This is a genomic window from Tautonia sp. JC769 (assembly GCF_040717455.1).
Classification (GTDB): domain Bacteria; phylum Planctomycetota; class Planctomycetia; order Isosphaerales; family Isosphaeraceae; genus Tautonia.
Window position 1 is genome coordinate 206,511 of sequence record NZ_JBFEFH010000005.1, and the last position, 13,430, is coordinate 219,940.

The 13,430-nt window shown below is 69.4% G+C and carries 12 protein-coding genes and 1 pseudogene; 11 read left to right on the forward strand and 2 right to left on the reverse strand.

What is annotated here, in order from left to right:
- The first annotated feature begins 1,004 nt into the window (after positions 1-1,004).
- From purN to pheT, 8 genes and pseudogenes are all read left to right on the forward strand, one after another.
- Positions 1,005-1,667, forward strand: a complete 663-nt coding sequence (purN, locus tag AB1L88_RS07620; protein WP_367096048.1) for a phosphoribosylglycinamide formyltransferase — start codon at positions 1,005-1,007, stop codon at positions 1,665-1,667.
- 224 nt (positions 1,668-1,891) lie between these two features.
- Positions 1,892-2,419, forward strand: coding sequence for a translation initiation factor IF-3 (gene infC, locus AB1L88_RS07625; RefSeq protein WP_367096140.1), 528 nt, complete (start codon positions 1,892-1,894; stop codon positions 2,417-2,419).
- Positions 2,420-2,739: 320 nt separating this feature from the next.
- A pseudogene (rpmI, locus tag AB1L88_RS07630) lies at positions 2,740-2,961 on the forward strand (50S ribosomal protein L35); the annotation flags it as partial.
- Between the two features lie 176 nt (positions 2,962-3,137).
- The gene (rplT, locus tag AB1L88_RS07635) at positions 3,138-3,533 is read left to right on the forward strand and encodes a 50S ribosomal protein L20 (protein WP_367096049.1); all 396 of its coding nucleotides are present in this window, start codon (positions 3,138-3,140) and stop codon (positions 3,531-3,533) included.
- Between the two features lie 146 nt (positions 3,534-3,679).
- A complete protein-coding gene (gene pheS / locus AB1L88_RS07640; RefSeq protein WP_367096050.1) occupies positions 3,680-4,681 on the forward strand; it encodes a phenylalanine--tRNA ligase subunit alpha in 1,002 nt (333 codons plus the stop codon).
- Positions 4,682-4,827: 146 nt separating this feature from the next.
- On the forward strand, positions 4,828-5,067 hold the full coding sequence (locus AB1L88_RS07645; protein WP_367096051.1) for a hypothetical protein: 240 nt from the start codon (positions 4,828-4,830) through the stop codon (positions 5,065-5,067).
- 30 nt (positions 5,068-5,097) lie between these two features.
- The gene (locus tag AB1L88_RS07650) at positions 5,098-5,760 is read left to right on the forward strand and encodes a Uma2 family endonuclease (RefSeq protein WP_367096052.1); all 663 of its coding nucleotides are present in this window, start codon (positions 5,098-5,100) and stop codon (positions 5,758-5,760) included.
- A 44-nt stretch (positions 5,761-5,804) separates the two neighbouring features.
- Positions 5,805-7,829, forward strand: coding sequence for a phenylalanine--tRNA ligase subunit beta (gene pheT / locus AB1L88_RS07655; protein ID WP_367096053.1), 2,025 nt, complete (start codon positions 5,805-5,807; stop codon positions 7,827-7,829).
- 67 nt (positions 7,830-7,896) lie between these two features.
- Here pheT and AB1L88_RS07660 read toward each other — a convergent pair whose 3' ends face one another.
- A complete protein-coding gene (locus AB1L88_RS07660) occupies positions 7,897-8,193 on the reverse strand; it encodes a hypothetical protein (protein ID WP_367096054.1) in 297 nt (98 codons plus the stop codon).
- A 268-nt stretch (positions 8,194-8,461) separates the two neighbouring features.
- On the opposite strand from AB1L88_RS07660, the gene AB1L88_RS07665 reads away from it, so the two are divergent.
- A complete protein-coding gene (locus AB1L88_RS07665) occupies positions 8,462-10,045 on the forward strand; it encodes a GTPase (protein ID WP_367096055.1) in 1,584 nt (527 codons plus the stop codon).
- A gap of 39 nt (positions 10,046-10,084) precedes the next feature.
- Here AB1L88_RS07665 and AB1L88_RS07670 read toward each other — a convergent pair whose 3' ends face one another.
- Positions 10,085-11,515, reverse strand: a complete 1,431-nt coding sequence (locus tag AB1L88_RS07670) for an NADH:flavin oxidoreductase (RefSeq protein WP_367096056.1) — start codon at positions 11,513-11,515, stop codon at positions 10,085-10,087.
- Positions 11,516-11,666: 151 nt separating this feature from the next.
- On the opposite strand from AB1L88_RS07670, the gene AB1L88_RS07675 reads away from it, so the two are divergent.
- Both AB1L88_RS07675 and AB1L88_RS07680 read left to right on the forward strand, forming a co-directional pair.
- Entirely contained in the window at positions 11,667-12,935 is a 1,269-nt protein-coding gene (locus AB1L88_RS07675) for a SufS family cysteine desulfurase (RefSeq protein WP_367096057.1), read from the forward strand.
- A gap of 70 nt (positions 12,936-13,005) precedes the next feature.
- Positions 13,006-13,413 carry an iron-sulfur cluster assembly scaffold protein gene (locus tag AB1L88_RS07680; protein ID WP_367096058.1) on the forward strand — a complete coding sequence of 136 codons (408 nt, stop codon included), beginning with the start codon at positions 13,006-13,008 and terminating at the stop codon, positions 13,411-13,413.
- Positions 13,414-13,430 lie beyond the last annotated feature (17 nt).

Genomic DNA, 13,430 nt, shown 5'->3' on the forward strand with positions numbered 1-13,430 from the left:
TCACGATAGTAATGGTCAGGAAGAATTCTCCCCCTTCGCCCTCGCCACTCCCCTACGAATCGTCCCGTCCTCCCCTCGACTCCCCCTTGTCCGGGGGTCGGTGACGGTTCGAATTGCGTTCGATCGCCCTCGCCGACGATCGCAGGCGCCCCCAGAAACAAGAGAACGCCGAGCCGCACCCCGCACAGCCGATGCACCCCGTACGGCCCCCCGACCGTCGCCGAGACCGCTCCCGTGATTCCCCCACCACATCCCCTTCACCCGCCGCGCTCGACCCCGCTCCCGCCCTCCTCGCCGACGAGGCACCGGGCCGCCTCGCTCGCGCGGACTCGCCCCCCTCCCGGCGACGAATCGAACCCATTCCGCCCCGATCTCCCCGCCCGAACACCCCCAATCGCCGCGACCTCATTTCCCGGAACGAAGCCAAACCCCTCGACGCAACGCGTTCTCCGATCAATACAAACGACCAAACCACCCTATAACCAACCGGCGCACCTTCGGCGCACCTTCGGCGCACCCTTGGCGCCCCCTGTCGCCCCCTCGATGCCGTCCCGATCCCCTCTCGCGTCGCCTGATCGTGCCCCTCCGGCCCGTCCCCGCGAACTCCATCCGCCGACGCTCCTCGCGAGGCGTCATCCTCGTCCCGAGCCCCGGGACCCCGCCCGACGAAACGATGCCGATCCGTCCCACCCGCCCCCGCCCCCGCCTCCTCCGTCGCGACGCATCGAAGCCATTCCCCGACGCGATTGCCGCACGGAACGAAGCCAACCAAATCGACGCAAGCTCTTCCCAGGACACGCACAACCTCCCAACGCTCGGGCGCCCCTGGGGCGCTCCCGCCGGCATCCCCGGGGCACTTGCCCGGGCCCTCGCCCACCCGAACCGGCCTCGACCCGAGCCGATCCCGACCGGGGTGGCCGCCCCCCCCTTCGCCCCTCCCATCGCGTATGATTTGGCTGCGGCACCCTCGATCCCAAAGCTCCCCCAAGGCCCCTCCGAAACCGATGCCCGACGCCCCTCGAACCCCGCCCATCACCGAGCCGCCGATCCGCCTGGCCGTCCTGGCCTCGGGGAGCGGGTCGACCTTGCAGAACCTCCTCGACCGCATCGCCGACGGCCGCCTGATCGCCTCGGTCGTCCAGGTCATCGTCAGCAAGCCGGGGGTCGGGGCGATCGACCGGGCCGAGCGGGCCGGCGTGCCCGTGGCGGTCGTCCGCAGGCGCGACCTGACCCCCGACGCCTACGAGGCCGCCCTGTTCGGCCCGATCCGGGCCTCGGGGGCCGACCTGGTCGTCCTCGCCGGGTTCCTCAGCCTCCTGCCGATCCCGGCCGACTTCGAGGGGAAGATCGTCAACGTTCACCCGGCCCTCCTGCCCAGCTTCGGCGGCAAGGGGTTCCACGGCGAGGCCGTCCACCGCGCCGCGATCGACCTCGGCGTGAAGGTCTCCGGCTGCACCGTCCACTTCGTCGACGAGCACTACGACAACGGCCCGATCATCCTCCAGCGCACCGTGGCCGTGCTCGACGACGACACCCCCGCGACCCTCGCTGCCCGCGTCCAGGCCGCCGAGCGCCTGGCCCTGCCCGAGGCCATCGCCCTGTACGCCGAGGGCCGCCTGCTGGTCGAGGGCCGCCGCGTCCGCCGGCTCGACCCGCTCCGCGAGTAGCGGCCGGCCGATTTCCGGGAATCAGGCCTCAGAATCGTTGCGAATTGCTTGACTGCGCGGGCCGGACCCGTTATAGATCAAGATTGCCTCTGCGACGAAACACGACCTGCCGCGGGGTGGGCGTCGCGGATGCGGAACAGGTGCCGGCCTCGGGGTCGAATCGGGCCGGAATCGTCACCATTCCTCATCAGAGGTTGATCCGTATCGTCCCGGGGGAGGACGCCATCAGACCGCCGTTTGACCGAACCGAGCGCGAGAAAACTCAGCGCGTGAATGATCAGATTCGCATTTCGCCGATCCGGGTCGTAGGTGCCGACGGTGCCCAGCTCGGCGTGATCCCGACATCCAAGGCCCTGGAACTGGCCCGAGAGGCCGACATGGACCTGGTCGAGGTCGCGCCGAACGAACGGCCGCCGGTCTGCAAGATCATGGACTTCGGCAAGTTCAAATACGAACAGAAAAAGCGAGTCGCCAAGCAGAAACAACACCAGGTCCAGGTCAAGGAAATCCGCGTCCGACCGAAAACCGGAGACGAAGACATCCGGGTGAAGGTCAAGAAGGCCCGCGACTTCCTCGAGCACAAGGACAAGGTGCTGGTCAACGTGCTGTTCCGAGGCCGCGAGATGGCCCACATCGAGGAAGGGCGCCGCGTGCTCGAGGAGGTCATCGCCGCCCTCGACGACGTGGCCAAGGTCGAGAAGCCTCCTTCGATGGAAGGGCGCCGGATGACCGCCATCGTCGCCCCGCGCTGACCCGGCGTCGACACTCCCGGCCCGGATCGGCGATCGGCACCGGGCGGCGACCCGGACCGCCGGACGAACTCGACGCGACGACCGACCTGTTGCCCCCCGAGCCGGACCGCACTCCTCTCCGGCTCGGGGGGCAATTTTTGCCACCCGGACGCCAATCGGGATTGGATCCGGGGCGATCCCATGGTACGATTCTCCTCTTCCGGGCTTGCGTCGCGACCCGACGCGACCTGCGTCCCACCGACATCCCCGAGCGATCACCCCGAGCGCAGGTAGCCCGGCCGCGGCCGGCTCCGACCGGGCACAGACGAGGCCAGACGACGATGCCTTCGGTGAAGATGAAGACCCACAAGGGGACCAAGAAGCGCTTCAAGGTGACCGCGACCGGCAAGGTCGTGCACAAGCGTTGCGGCTCCTCCCACTTGAACAGCCACATGAGCGGCAAGCGTATCCGCCGATTGCGCAAGCCGGCCGTCCTGGACAACAAGGCCATGGCCCACAAGATCCGCCGGGCCTTGCAGCGTCGAGAAGCCGGCCACGGCCGCTTCGCCTCGGCCCTCGCCGCCGCGGCCGAGGCCCACGAGCAGCTCGAAACCGAAGGGGCCGCGGACTCCCCCGCCACCCCCCCGGCCGGGTGACCCGCTGATCGATCGGCGCCCCTCGAATCGATATCGAATTTCCGAGTCCCAAGCCACCTTCCTGATCGTCGAGAACCTGAGCGATGCGCGCGAGGAAAGGATCGGCCCGCCGACGGGCCAAGAAGCGTTTACTGAAGGAAGCCAAGGGCTTCGTCGGCGGCCGTCGGCGGCTCTACCGCACGGCCAAGGAAACCTTGCTCCGCGCCGGGATGTTCGCCTTCCGCGACCGCCGTGCCAAGAAGCGGGAGTTCCGCCGCCTCTGGATCACCCGGATCAGCGCCGCGGCCGAGATGCGCGGGCTCCGCTATAGCCGGTTCATCCAGGGCCTGAAGCTGCTTGGCATCTCCCTCGACCGCAAGAGCCTCTCCGAGCTGGCCATCCACGACCCCGAGACGTTCGACGTCATCGCCGATCGGGTCCGCGCCAAGCTCCAGGAGATCGGCGCGATCCCGGCGGCCGCCGCCGCCGCGTCGGCCTGACGCCGGCCGGGGCCGGGGCCTGAGCATCGCCTGCCCGGCCCGTCTCGGCTCCGCCTCTTCTTCGTGTGACGACAGACCCTCCCCGAGGTGGGCCCCGCCCACTCCCCCCGAGCGCGGGTGGGCGGTCCCCATCCGCCCTTTGATCGATGGACCTTTCCACGGCGATCCACGAGCTTGAATCGCTCGAAGCCTCCGGCCTCGAATCGTTCCGCTCCTCAGGCCGGCCGGAGGAGGTCGAGGCCGCCCGGATCGAGTACCTCGGCCTGAAGCAGGGGAAGATCAAGGCCGCCCAGGAGCGGCTGAAGCTGATCGAGCCCTCGGCCCGCAAGCAGTACGGCCAGCAGTTCAACGCCGTCAAGAAGGCGCTCGAGGCCGCCTGGGAAGCGGCCAGGGCACGGGTCGAGCGGCCCGAGTCGGCCGCCGTCGCCGGACTCGACGTGACCCGGCCCGGGAGCCCCCGGCCCCGGCTCGGCCACCGGCACCCCTTGACCCAGACGGCCGACGAGCTGATCGACCTGTTCGGCCGGCTCGGCTTCGGCGTGGCCAGGGGGCCCGAGGTCGAGGACGTCTTCCACAATTTCGAGGCGCTCAACATCCCCCCGTCTCATCCGGCCCGCGACCCGGCCGACAACTTCTACCTGAGCGACGGGGCCCTGCTCCGCAGCCAGACCAGCACGATCCAGATCCGCGTCATGGAGCGGCAGGCCCCCCCCGTCCGGATCGTCTCCATCGGCCGGGTCTACCGCCCGGACGAGGTCGACCCGACCCACTCGTTCATGTTTCATCAGATCGAGGGGTTGATGATCGACCGCGGGATCACGATGGCGCATCTCAAGAGCACCCTCCGCCTGTTCGCCGAGGGCTATCTCGGCGAGGACGTCCGGATCCGCTTCCGCCCCTCCTTCTTCCCGTTCACCGAGCCGAGCGTCGAGGTCGACATGCTCTGGCATGGCGGCGACCGCTGGGTTGAAATGGGAGGAGCCGGGATGGTCGACCCGAACGTCCTCCGCGCGGTAGGCTATGATCCAGACGAGGTGACCGGGTTTGCCTTCGGTCTCGGGGTCGAGCGCCTCTGCATGAGGCGCCACGGGATCGACGACATCCGGCAGTTCACCTCGAATGACGTCCGGTTCCTGTCCCAGTTCTGACCCGGGATCGGATCGAGCGGCGCCGGCCGTCCGATGCCGCCCCCACCCGCGATCGACCACCCTCCCGACAGGCGGTTCCAGATCGAGCGCCCGGCCCGACCCTCGCCGCTCCGAGCATCGCCCCTGTCTCACCCGAGGTTTCGACGATGTCCCAAGGCGAAGACCGCGTGATCGTCACCGCCGGCGCGACCGCCGGGCTGGCTGCAGCTCACCACCGCGACTTCCCCGAGATCCGGGCCGAGGGGGACACCCCCGCCGCCGCCGCCTCGCAACTGGTCAATCACCTGACCCGGGCGCTCGACTCGGCCCTGACCGACTGGCGCCGCGAGGCCATCGAACAGGCCATCGAAGACGTGAAGACCTACGCCGGGCCGACGAACGCCTAGGCCCCCGGCCCCTTCGGAGGACCTTCCCCGATGGCGACCGCGACCCGATCCCCGTACCCGGCGCCCCCCCCTGCCCCGGGATCGCCCGGCCGGCGACCCGCCCGCGTCCGGTTCACCGTCGATGACTACCACCGGCTGGCCGAGCTTGGCTTCCTCCACGAAGATGCGCGGGTCGAGCTGGTTGAAGGGGATCTCATCGCGATGAGTCCGATCGGACCGAGACATGCCGACGTCGTTGACCGGCTCGTCGAGCTTCTTGTTCCTCTGCTGTTGCGTCGGGCGATCGTTCGCGTTCAGAATCCGCTCCGGCTGGACGAGCACTCGGAGCCCGAACCCGACCTGATGCTGGTCAACTGCCGTGAAGGTCGATATGCGTCTGCCCATCCTCGGCCAGACGATGTCCTGCTCCTGATCGAGGTGATGGATTCCTCGGCCGACTACGACCGGGGCACCAAGCTCGGATTGTATGCTCGGTTCGCCGTGACCGAGGTCTGGCTGATCGACCTGACCGAGCAACGGATCGAACTCCATCGCTCGCCGAACGAAGGGACATACACCGAACGGTTGATCCGAAGCCGGGGGCAGACGGTCGCCCCGACTCGCTTTCCCGATGTCGAGCTGGACGTGGACGCCATTTTGGGACCTGGCGCTACCGCTGCCGGGCCGGGTCCGCTGCCGCCTCCCCGCGCCTGATCGTGACCTCAATCTTTTTTTGAACGCCGCCGAACCCTACCATCATGATCGTCAGTTGGAACTGGTTGACCGAGTACGTCCGGCTCGACATGTCGGCCGATGAGCTGGCCGATCGCCTGGCCCTGACGGGCCTGAACCACGAAGGCACGGCCGAGGTCGGTGGCGACCTGGCCATCGACCTCGAGGTCACGAGCAACCGCCCCGATTGCCTCGGGCATCTCGGGGTGGCCCGCGAGATCGCCGCGGTCTTCGGCGGCAGGGACTTCCGGGAACCCCAGCCGGCCCCGACGGCCTCCGGCCCCGCCGTGACGGCCGCCACCGCCGTGGCGATCGAGGAACCGGGCCTCTGCCCCCGATTCACGGCTCGGGTCGTCACCGGGGCGAAGGTCGGCCCGAGCCCCTGGTGGATGCGGAAACGCCTGGAAACCCTGGGCGTGCGCTGCATCAACAATATTGTCGACATCACCAACTATGTGATGTTCGAATGCGGCCAACCCCTGCACGCCTACGACCTGAGGACCCTTGCCGAACGGCGGCTCGTCGTCCGGAAGGCCCGCCCCAACGAGCAGCTCGTGGCCATCAACGGGAAGACGTATGAACTGACTCCCGAGATGCTGGTCATCGCCGACGCCCGGCGCCCGGTCGGCCTGGCCGGGGTGATGGGCGGCCTGGAGACCGAGATCGGCGACCAGACGACCGACATCCTGATCGAGGCCGCCCAGTTCGACGCCCTGACCGTGCGGCGAACCTCGCGGGGGCTCGGCCTGATGAGCCCGTCGAGCTACCGCTTCGAGCGGCCGATGGACCCCGAGCGGACCGACTGGGCCAGCAGGCGATGCGCCCAGCTGATCGTGGAGCTTGCCGGCGGCACCTTGCACGACGGGGTGATCGACCAGTCGTCCGAGCCTCCCCCCGAGCGGCCGGCGGTCATGCTCCGGTTCTCCCAGATCAACCGGGTGCTGGGAATCGAGATCCCCCGGGTGCGGGTCGAGGCGATTTTCGAGTCGCTCGGCCTGGAGCGGATCTGGCACGACGAGCACGCGGCCACCTTCCGCCCGCCCACCTGGCGGAGCGACCTGGAGCGGGAGATCGACCTGATCGAGGAAGCGGCCCGCGTCTACGGATATGAGCATATTCCCGAAGATCAGCCGGTCCCGCTGGCCGCGTCGAGCCTCGGCCGCCGCGAGCGGATCGAGCGGGCCGTGCGCGACGCCCTGACCGGCCTCGGGTTCGACGAGGCGGTCTGCTTCAGCCTCGTGCCCGATGAGCTGGTCGCGCCGCTCGACCCCCTACCCGTCGAGCCGCCGATCCGGGCCGAGCACGCCGACTTCCGCAAGAACAGCGCCCTGCGGCAGAGCCTCGTCCCGAGCCTCCTGGCCGCGCGGTCGTACAACCAGTCGCACGGCAATGCCGACGCCCGGCTGTTCGAGGTGGCCCACGTCTACCTGCCCCGGGCCGAGCGTCCGTTGCCGGATGAATCCCCCCGCGTCGCCCTGGTGGCCGGGGCCGACTTCTTCGAGGTCAAGGGGATCGTGGAGGCCCTGCTCGATCGGCTCCACCTGGCGGATCGGCTCGTCTGCCGGCCGGCTTCCCCCTCTCCGATGGCGGCGGGTCGATCGGCCGAGCTGCTGCTCGGGGACCTGCACCTCGGCTACGCGGGCGAGATCGACGCCGAGGCGGCGCGGCGGTTCGGCCTGAAAGGCCCCTGCGCCGCGGCCGAGCTGGGGCTGGACGCCCTGATCGACCGGGCCGATCTCGCGCCCAGTTATCAGGCGGTGCCGATCTATCCGGGGGTCATGCGCGACCTGTCGCTGGTGGTCGAGAAGTCCCTGCCGTGGTCGTCGCTCGCCGAGGCCGCCCGCGACGCCGGCGGGTCGCTCCTGGAGTCGGTCGAGTTCCTCGACACCTTCGAGGGGGCCGGGATCCCGGAAGGCTGTCACAGCCTCCACTTCGGCCTGACCTTCCGGAGCGCCGATCGCACCCTGACCGGCGAGGAAGTCGAGGCGTCGATCCGGAAGATCATCGACGCCTGCCGGGCGCGATTCAACGCGACCCTCCGGGCCTCCTGACGAGGAGCGCGCCCGGGGGCCGCTTCGGCCGGTGATGATCCGAGGGATCGCGTCGAGGCCCCATCGGTCAGGGGGTTTCTGGCTCCGGGGCGGGGGCGTCGAGGGGAGGGGCGATGGCGACCGGGGCGTCGGGATCGGCATCGGCGTCGCCCGAGTCCTCGACGACCGGGGCGTCTTCGGCCACGGGGCCGGGGTCGGCCACGGCGTCAAGCTCGGAAGGGCTGACGACCTCGGGCGCGGCGTCGCCGAAGTCGATGCCCTCGTCGATCCCGCCATCTCCCCCGCCGCCGCAGCCGGCCAGGCCGACGGCGAGGGTGAAGGTCCAGCCGATCGAGAGCAAGGTTCGGAACGAGGGGTTCGTCATCGGGGCGAGTCTCCTGATTGGGAAGCCGCAGCGATCGCGGGCCGATTCCCCCCGTTGGGAACGGCCCGGCTCGTCGCCGTTATAGCGATCGGGCCGGGCCAAGACTACCGGGCCGTTGCGATCGACTTGAAAATCGAGGGGAGCGGGCGGACGATAGGGGTTCGATTCCGCGTCCGATGATCGTGGTGAACGCGGGACGATCCGGCAACGCTTGCCCGGTCGGTCGGGCGTTCGCGAGTGATCGCGCTCTCACGAGGGGGATTTCGACGTGCTCCGAAACTGGCGGGCCTGGGTGCTCATCGCCCTGATCGTGGTGCCGTTCGGCCTTTACGTCGTCATCGGTTCCCTCTGGCTGCTGGAACACGGCTGGCTCTGGGTGACGGCGGTCGCCCTGGGCTGGATCGGTTCGTATGCGCTCTTCGCCTACCTGGCGGACCGCTGGACCCGGTCGTCGTCGAACACGCTCCTGCCGCCGCTCGACTGGGACGCGCCGCATACCTTCAGCCCGCGCGACCGGGCCGCCTGGGAGATCGTGCAGGGGATGTCGAAGCGGGCCGACGAGGCGGCGATCGAGGCCCTGACGGTGGGTGACATCTACATCAACACCGGCCGGGAACTGGCCGTCGCCCTGGCGAGGCACTATCACCCGGGCGCCCGAGACCCGATGGACAACGTCTCGGTCGTCGAGCTGCTGACGGCGCTCGAACTGGCCGCCGAGGACCTGAACCGGCTCTGCCGGCAGATCCCCGGCGGCGACATCGTCACCCCCGGGCACTGGAAGCAGGCGATCGACGCGGCGAACCTGGTGAACAAGGCCAACGAGATTTACACCTACCTGCTCCCGCTGTTCGCCCCGGTGGCGGGGGTGGCCCGGCTCGGCACGCAGAAGCTGATCGCGCAGCCGGCCTGGCGGAACATGCAGCGTTCGTTGATGCGGTGGTTCTTCCGGGCCTACATCAACCGGCTCGGCCTGCACCTGGTCGAACTCTACAGCGGCCGCCTGGCGATCGGCTCGGAGCACTACCGGCGCCTGACCCGGCGGGTGCATGACCGGGCGAATGCCAAGCACGACGAGGGGCCGACCCCGGTGATCGCCGTCGCGGGGGGTCGGGGGGCGGGCAAGTCGCTCCTGATCGCCGCCCTGGAGAAGACGATCGGCGACGAGGACCTCGCCGGGGTCAAGGCGAAGCTGATCGAGGCGGGCCGCGAGCCGGGGCTGGCCGATCGGCTGGCTTCGGTGTCGTTCCTGGAGATCCCTGGGTTTCGAGCCATGCCGGGGCCGGACACGGCCCGGGAGCGGACCAGCCGGAAGGACGCCGTGGCCGCGGCCGAGGGGGGCGATTTCCTGATCCTCGTGGCCGATGCCTCGCGAGGGGACCTGAGCGACGACCTGAACTTCTGCCGCGAGTGGATCGAGTCGTATCAGGAGCGGCCGCACCTCGATCGCCCCCCCGCATTGGTCGTCGTGACCGGGTTCAACCGATTCCGGGACGTGTCCGACTTCCGGGGGTCCGGCGCCCCGAACGGGTCGGGCGTGGGGACGACCCTGAAGCCGATCGCCCGGGACGAGGCCATCGCCGCGCTCAAAGCCGAGCTGCCGGAGGGGATCAACCGCGTGATCGCCGTCGAGCTGGGCGATCAGGCCCCGGGGGCGGTGGCCGAGACCGTCTTGCCGGCGATCGCCCGGCGGCTGCCGGAGGCCGAGCGCATCGCCTTGCTCCGGCACCTGCACCGGCAATCGAACCGATCGAAGGCGCGGCGCTTTATCTCGTCGGTCGGGAGCCAGGGGAAGTACCTCTGGCAGTCGGTCCGACAGCGTTCGAGTTCGCGACGCGAGGAGGAGGACGAGTGACCTCGCCTCGATCGGGGGTTTCGCCAGGTGTCCCCGTCGTCACCGCGACGACGGGGAGGTCTGCTGGGCCTCCTTCCAGATCGGGTCGTAGACCTCCTTGTCGAAGGGCGGACAGCCGGTGGCGAACTGGCCCAGGTCGTTGTGCTTCGACCGCATCAGGGCCGTGCAATAGCTGAAGGTCCGGCAGATGCGCTTGCGGTCGAGCGGTCGGCCTTCGAGGACGAATCGGGCGAAGTCGGGGTGCGAGAGGGAGGCCCGCCCGACGCCGACGACCGAGACTCGGCCGTCTCGGATGTTGGCGGCCCCGGCCTGGAAGATGAACGCCTGGAGCCAGGAATAGCCGGAGCCGAGGATCGGCAGGTCGGGATAGGCCGATTGGATCTGCTCGGTCAGGCGGAAGTGGCGGTCGACGCCGATCAAGGGGTGCTCGGGCGTCTCGTAGCCGTCGGGGGGGGGATACTCGAAGGGCCGGATGATGTGGGGGCTGCCGTACGGGTTGCCCATCGTGACGTTGACCATGGCCACGCCGAGGTCGCGGAGCAGGCCGATCAGGCGGATCGGCTCGTCGAGGTCGGGCCGGGTGTGGTCCTCGGGATCGGTCCCCCAGGAGGACGGCAGCGGGTAGGAGACGTCTTCCGGCTCGCCGAGCTGGTCGGCCCCGGTCCGCCAGGGGATGCCGTCGTAGACGTTCATCCGGGTGGCGATCATCAAGGCCGGCAGGCGGTCGCGGATGCGGGCCACGACCTCGCGGATGAACCGGGTCCGGTTCTCGAACGACCCGCCGTACTTGCCGGGGCGGGTGTGGCTGGAGAGCAGCTCGCAGAGCAGGTAGCGGTGGCACTGCTTCAGGTCGATGAAGTCGAAGCCGACCCGGGCGGCGACCTCGGCGGCCTCGACGTAACGATGTTGTAAACGGTCGAGGTCGTCGTCGGAGAGGAGCGGGGTGTCGGCGTCGGCGGAGCGACCGGTCTGACGGTCGAGGATGGTGCGGGGGTCGAGCCAGGGGTCGTGCTGGGCCAGCAGCGGCCGGGGGACGCTGTAGCGGCCCGAGTGGGTCAGTTGCAGGCCGACGAGCAGGTCGGAGTCGTCTCCCCAGGCGTCGCGGTGCGACCGGCGGCACTGGTCGAGCAACCGGGCGAGGCCGTCGGCTCGGGCCGCGTCGCAGACGAGTTGCCGGGTATTGGCCCGTCCTTCGGGGACGACGGCGGCGGCCTCTCCCCAGATGAGCTTGGCCCCGCCGTCGCCGAAGCGCCGGTAGCGCCGGAGGGTCAAGTCGCCGGGACTGCCGTCAAGCTCGCCGTCGCAGCCTTCCATCGGGTGAATGGCCAGGCGATTGCCGACGGTCCGACCACCGATCGAGAGCGATTGGGCCAGCGGGGAGAGATCGTCGGAGAGCCGAATGTCGAGGCCCATCGCCGTGGCATCCGCCAGCAGGGCGTCGGCGGTCTTGTACTTGAAATATCGGGACACGAGGCAAACTCCCGGGGATCGAGACGACGGGTCAAACCCCATTGTTTCGGTTGAGAACGATCGAGGGAAGACCGAGCAAGATCGCCTCGAATCTCGTATGATGGAAAGCATATCGCCCGGCCCTCTCTTGAAGCCAGCCCACCGGAGCATGATGGCGACCGTTGACTCTCCTTTGCCTCGGCACGACGACCTGAAGGCCGATTTCCCGGGCCTGCACCAGGAAATCCGGCCGGGCGTCCGCCTGACGTACCTCGACAACGCGGCCACGACGTTGAAGCCCTGGAGCGTGATCCGGGCGGTCCAGGCGTACGACTCGGACTATCCGGCCAACGTCCATCGCGGGATCCACGCGCTGAGCGAGCGGGCGACCGAGGCGTACGAGGCGGCCCGGGAGGCCGTGGCCCGCTTCATCGGGGCCGCCGAGGCCGAGGAGGTCATCTGGACCCGAGGGACGACGGATGCCATCAACCTCGTCGCCCAGTCGTGGGGGCGGACGTTCTTGAAGGAAGGGGATGAGATCGTCCTGACCGACCTGGAGCACCATTCGAACCTCATCCCCTGGCAGATGCTGGCGAAGGAAAAAGGGTTGACCCTCCGCTTCGCCGAGGTCACCGACGACGGCCGCCTGGAGTCCGAGGCCGTGGGGAGGCTCCTGTCGGACCGGACGAAGATCGTGGCCATCACGGCCATGTCGAACGTGCTGGGGACGGTGACGCCGCTGGAGGCGATCATTGGACAGGCGCACGACCGGGGGGCGGTCGTCGTGGTGGACGGGGCGCAGGGGGTCGCGCACCGGGCGATCGACGTGGGCAAGCTCGGGATCGACTTCCTCGCCTTCTCCGGCCACAAGATGTGCGGGCCGACGGGCGTCGGCGTGCTCTACGGCCGTCGCGAGCACCTGGAGGCGATGCCGCCGGCCTGGGGGGGCGGCAGCATGGTGACCCGGGTCACCCGCGAAGGGGCCGAGTGGAACGACCTGCCCTACAAGTTCGAGCCGGGGACCCCGCCGATCGCGCAGGCGATCGGCCTGGGGGCGGCGATCGAGTACCTCTCACACTTCGACCCGGCCGCCGTGATGGCCCATGAACGTCACTTGATGGAGCATGCCCACCGATTGCTCGAAGGCACCCCCGGGGTCCGGATCCTCGGCCCGGGCCCGGAGCACAAGGGGGGGATCCTCAGCATGGACATCGAGGGGGTGCACCCGCACGACCTGGCCACGCTGCTCGACCGGGAAGGGGTGGCCATCCGGGCCGGCCAGCACTGCGCGATGCCCCTGCACCAGCGGTTCGGCCTGATGGCCAGCGCCCGGGCCAGTGCCTACCTGTACAACTCGACCGAGGATTTCGACCGCCTGGCCGACGCGATCGGCAAGGCCATCCGCCTGGTCCGGGACCGTCAATCGCGGCGGGGCCGTTGACCGCGATTCGAGATCCCTCCCCCCCCCTCCTTCCCCCGATCCCAACAGGCAGAGAGAGGACGATCCGTTAATGGAAGACACGTTTTACCGGGAAGAATTGCTCGACCATTACGACAGCTCTCCCCATCGGGGGCGGCTCGACGTGGTGGACCTCGACGCCGACCTGGAGAACCCGCTCTGCGGCGACCAGATCCATTTCGAGGTGGCGCTCGACTCGGACGACCCGGGGCGGATCGCCCTGGCCCGGTTCCAGGGGAGGGGCTGCGTGATCAGCCAGGCGGCGGCCTCGATCCTGGCCGAACAGATCGAAGGCCAGACGCTTGAGCATGCCCGGGCGCTGGCCCCCGACCAGATGATCGAGTGGATCGGCATCCCGCTGACCCCCGCTCGGCGGAAGTGCGGGTTGCTCGCGCTGCGGGCCCTGCACCGGGCGATCGACGCCCGGGCGAACCTGTCGGAGGCCGGCCCGGCGGGTTGACGACCGGTCGAACGGCG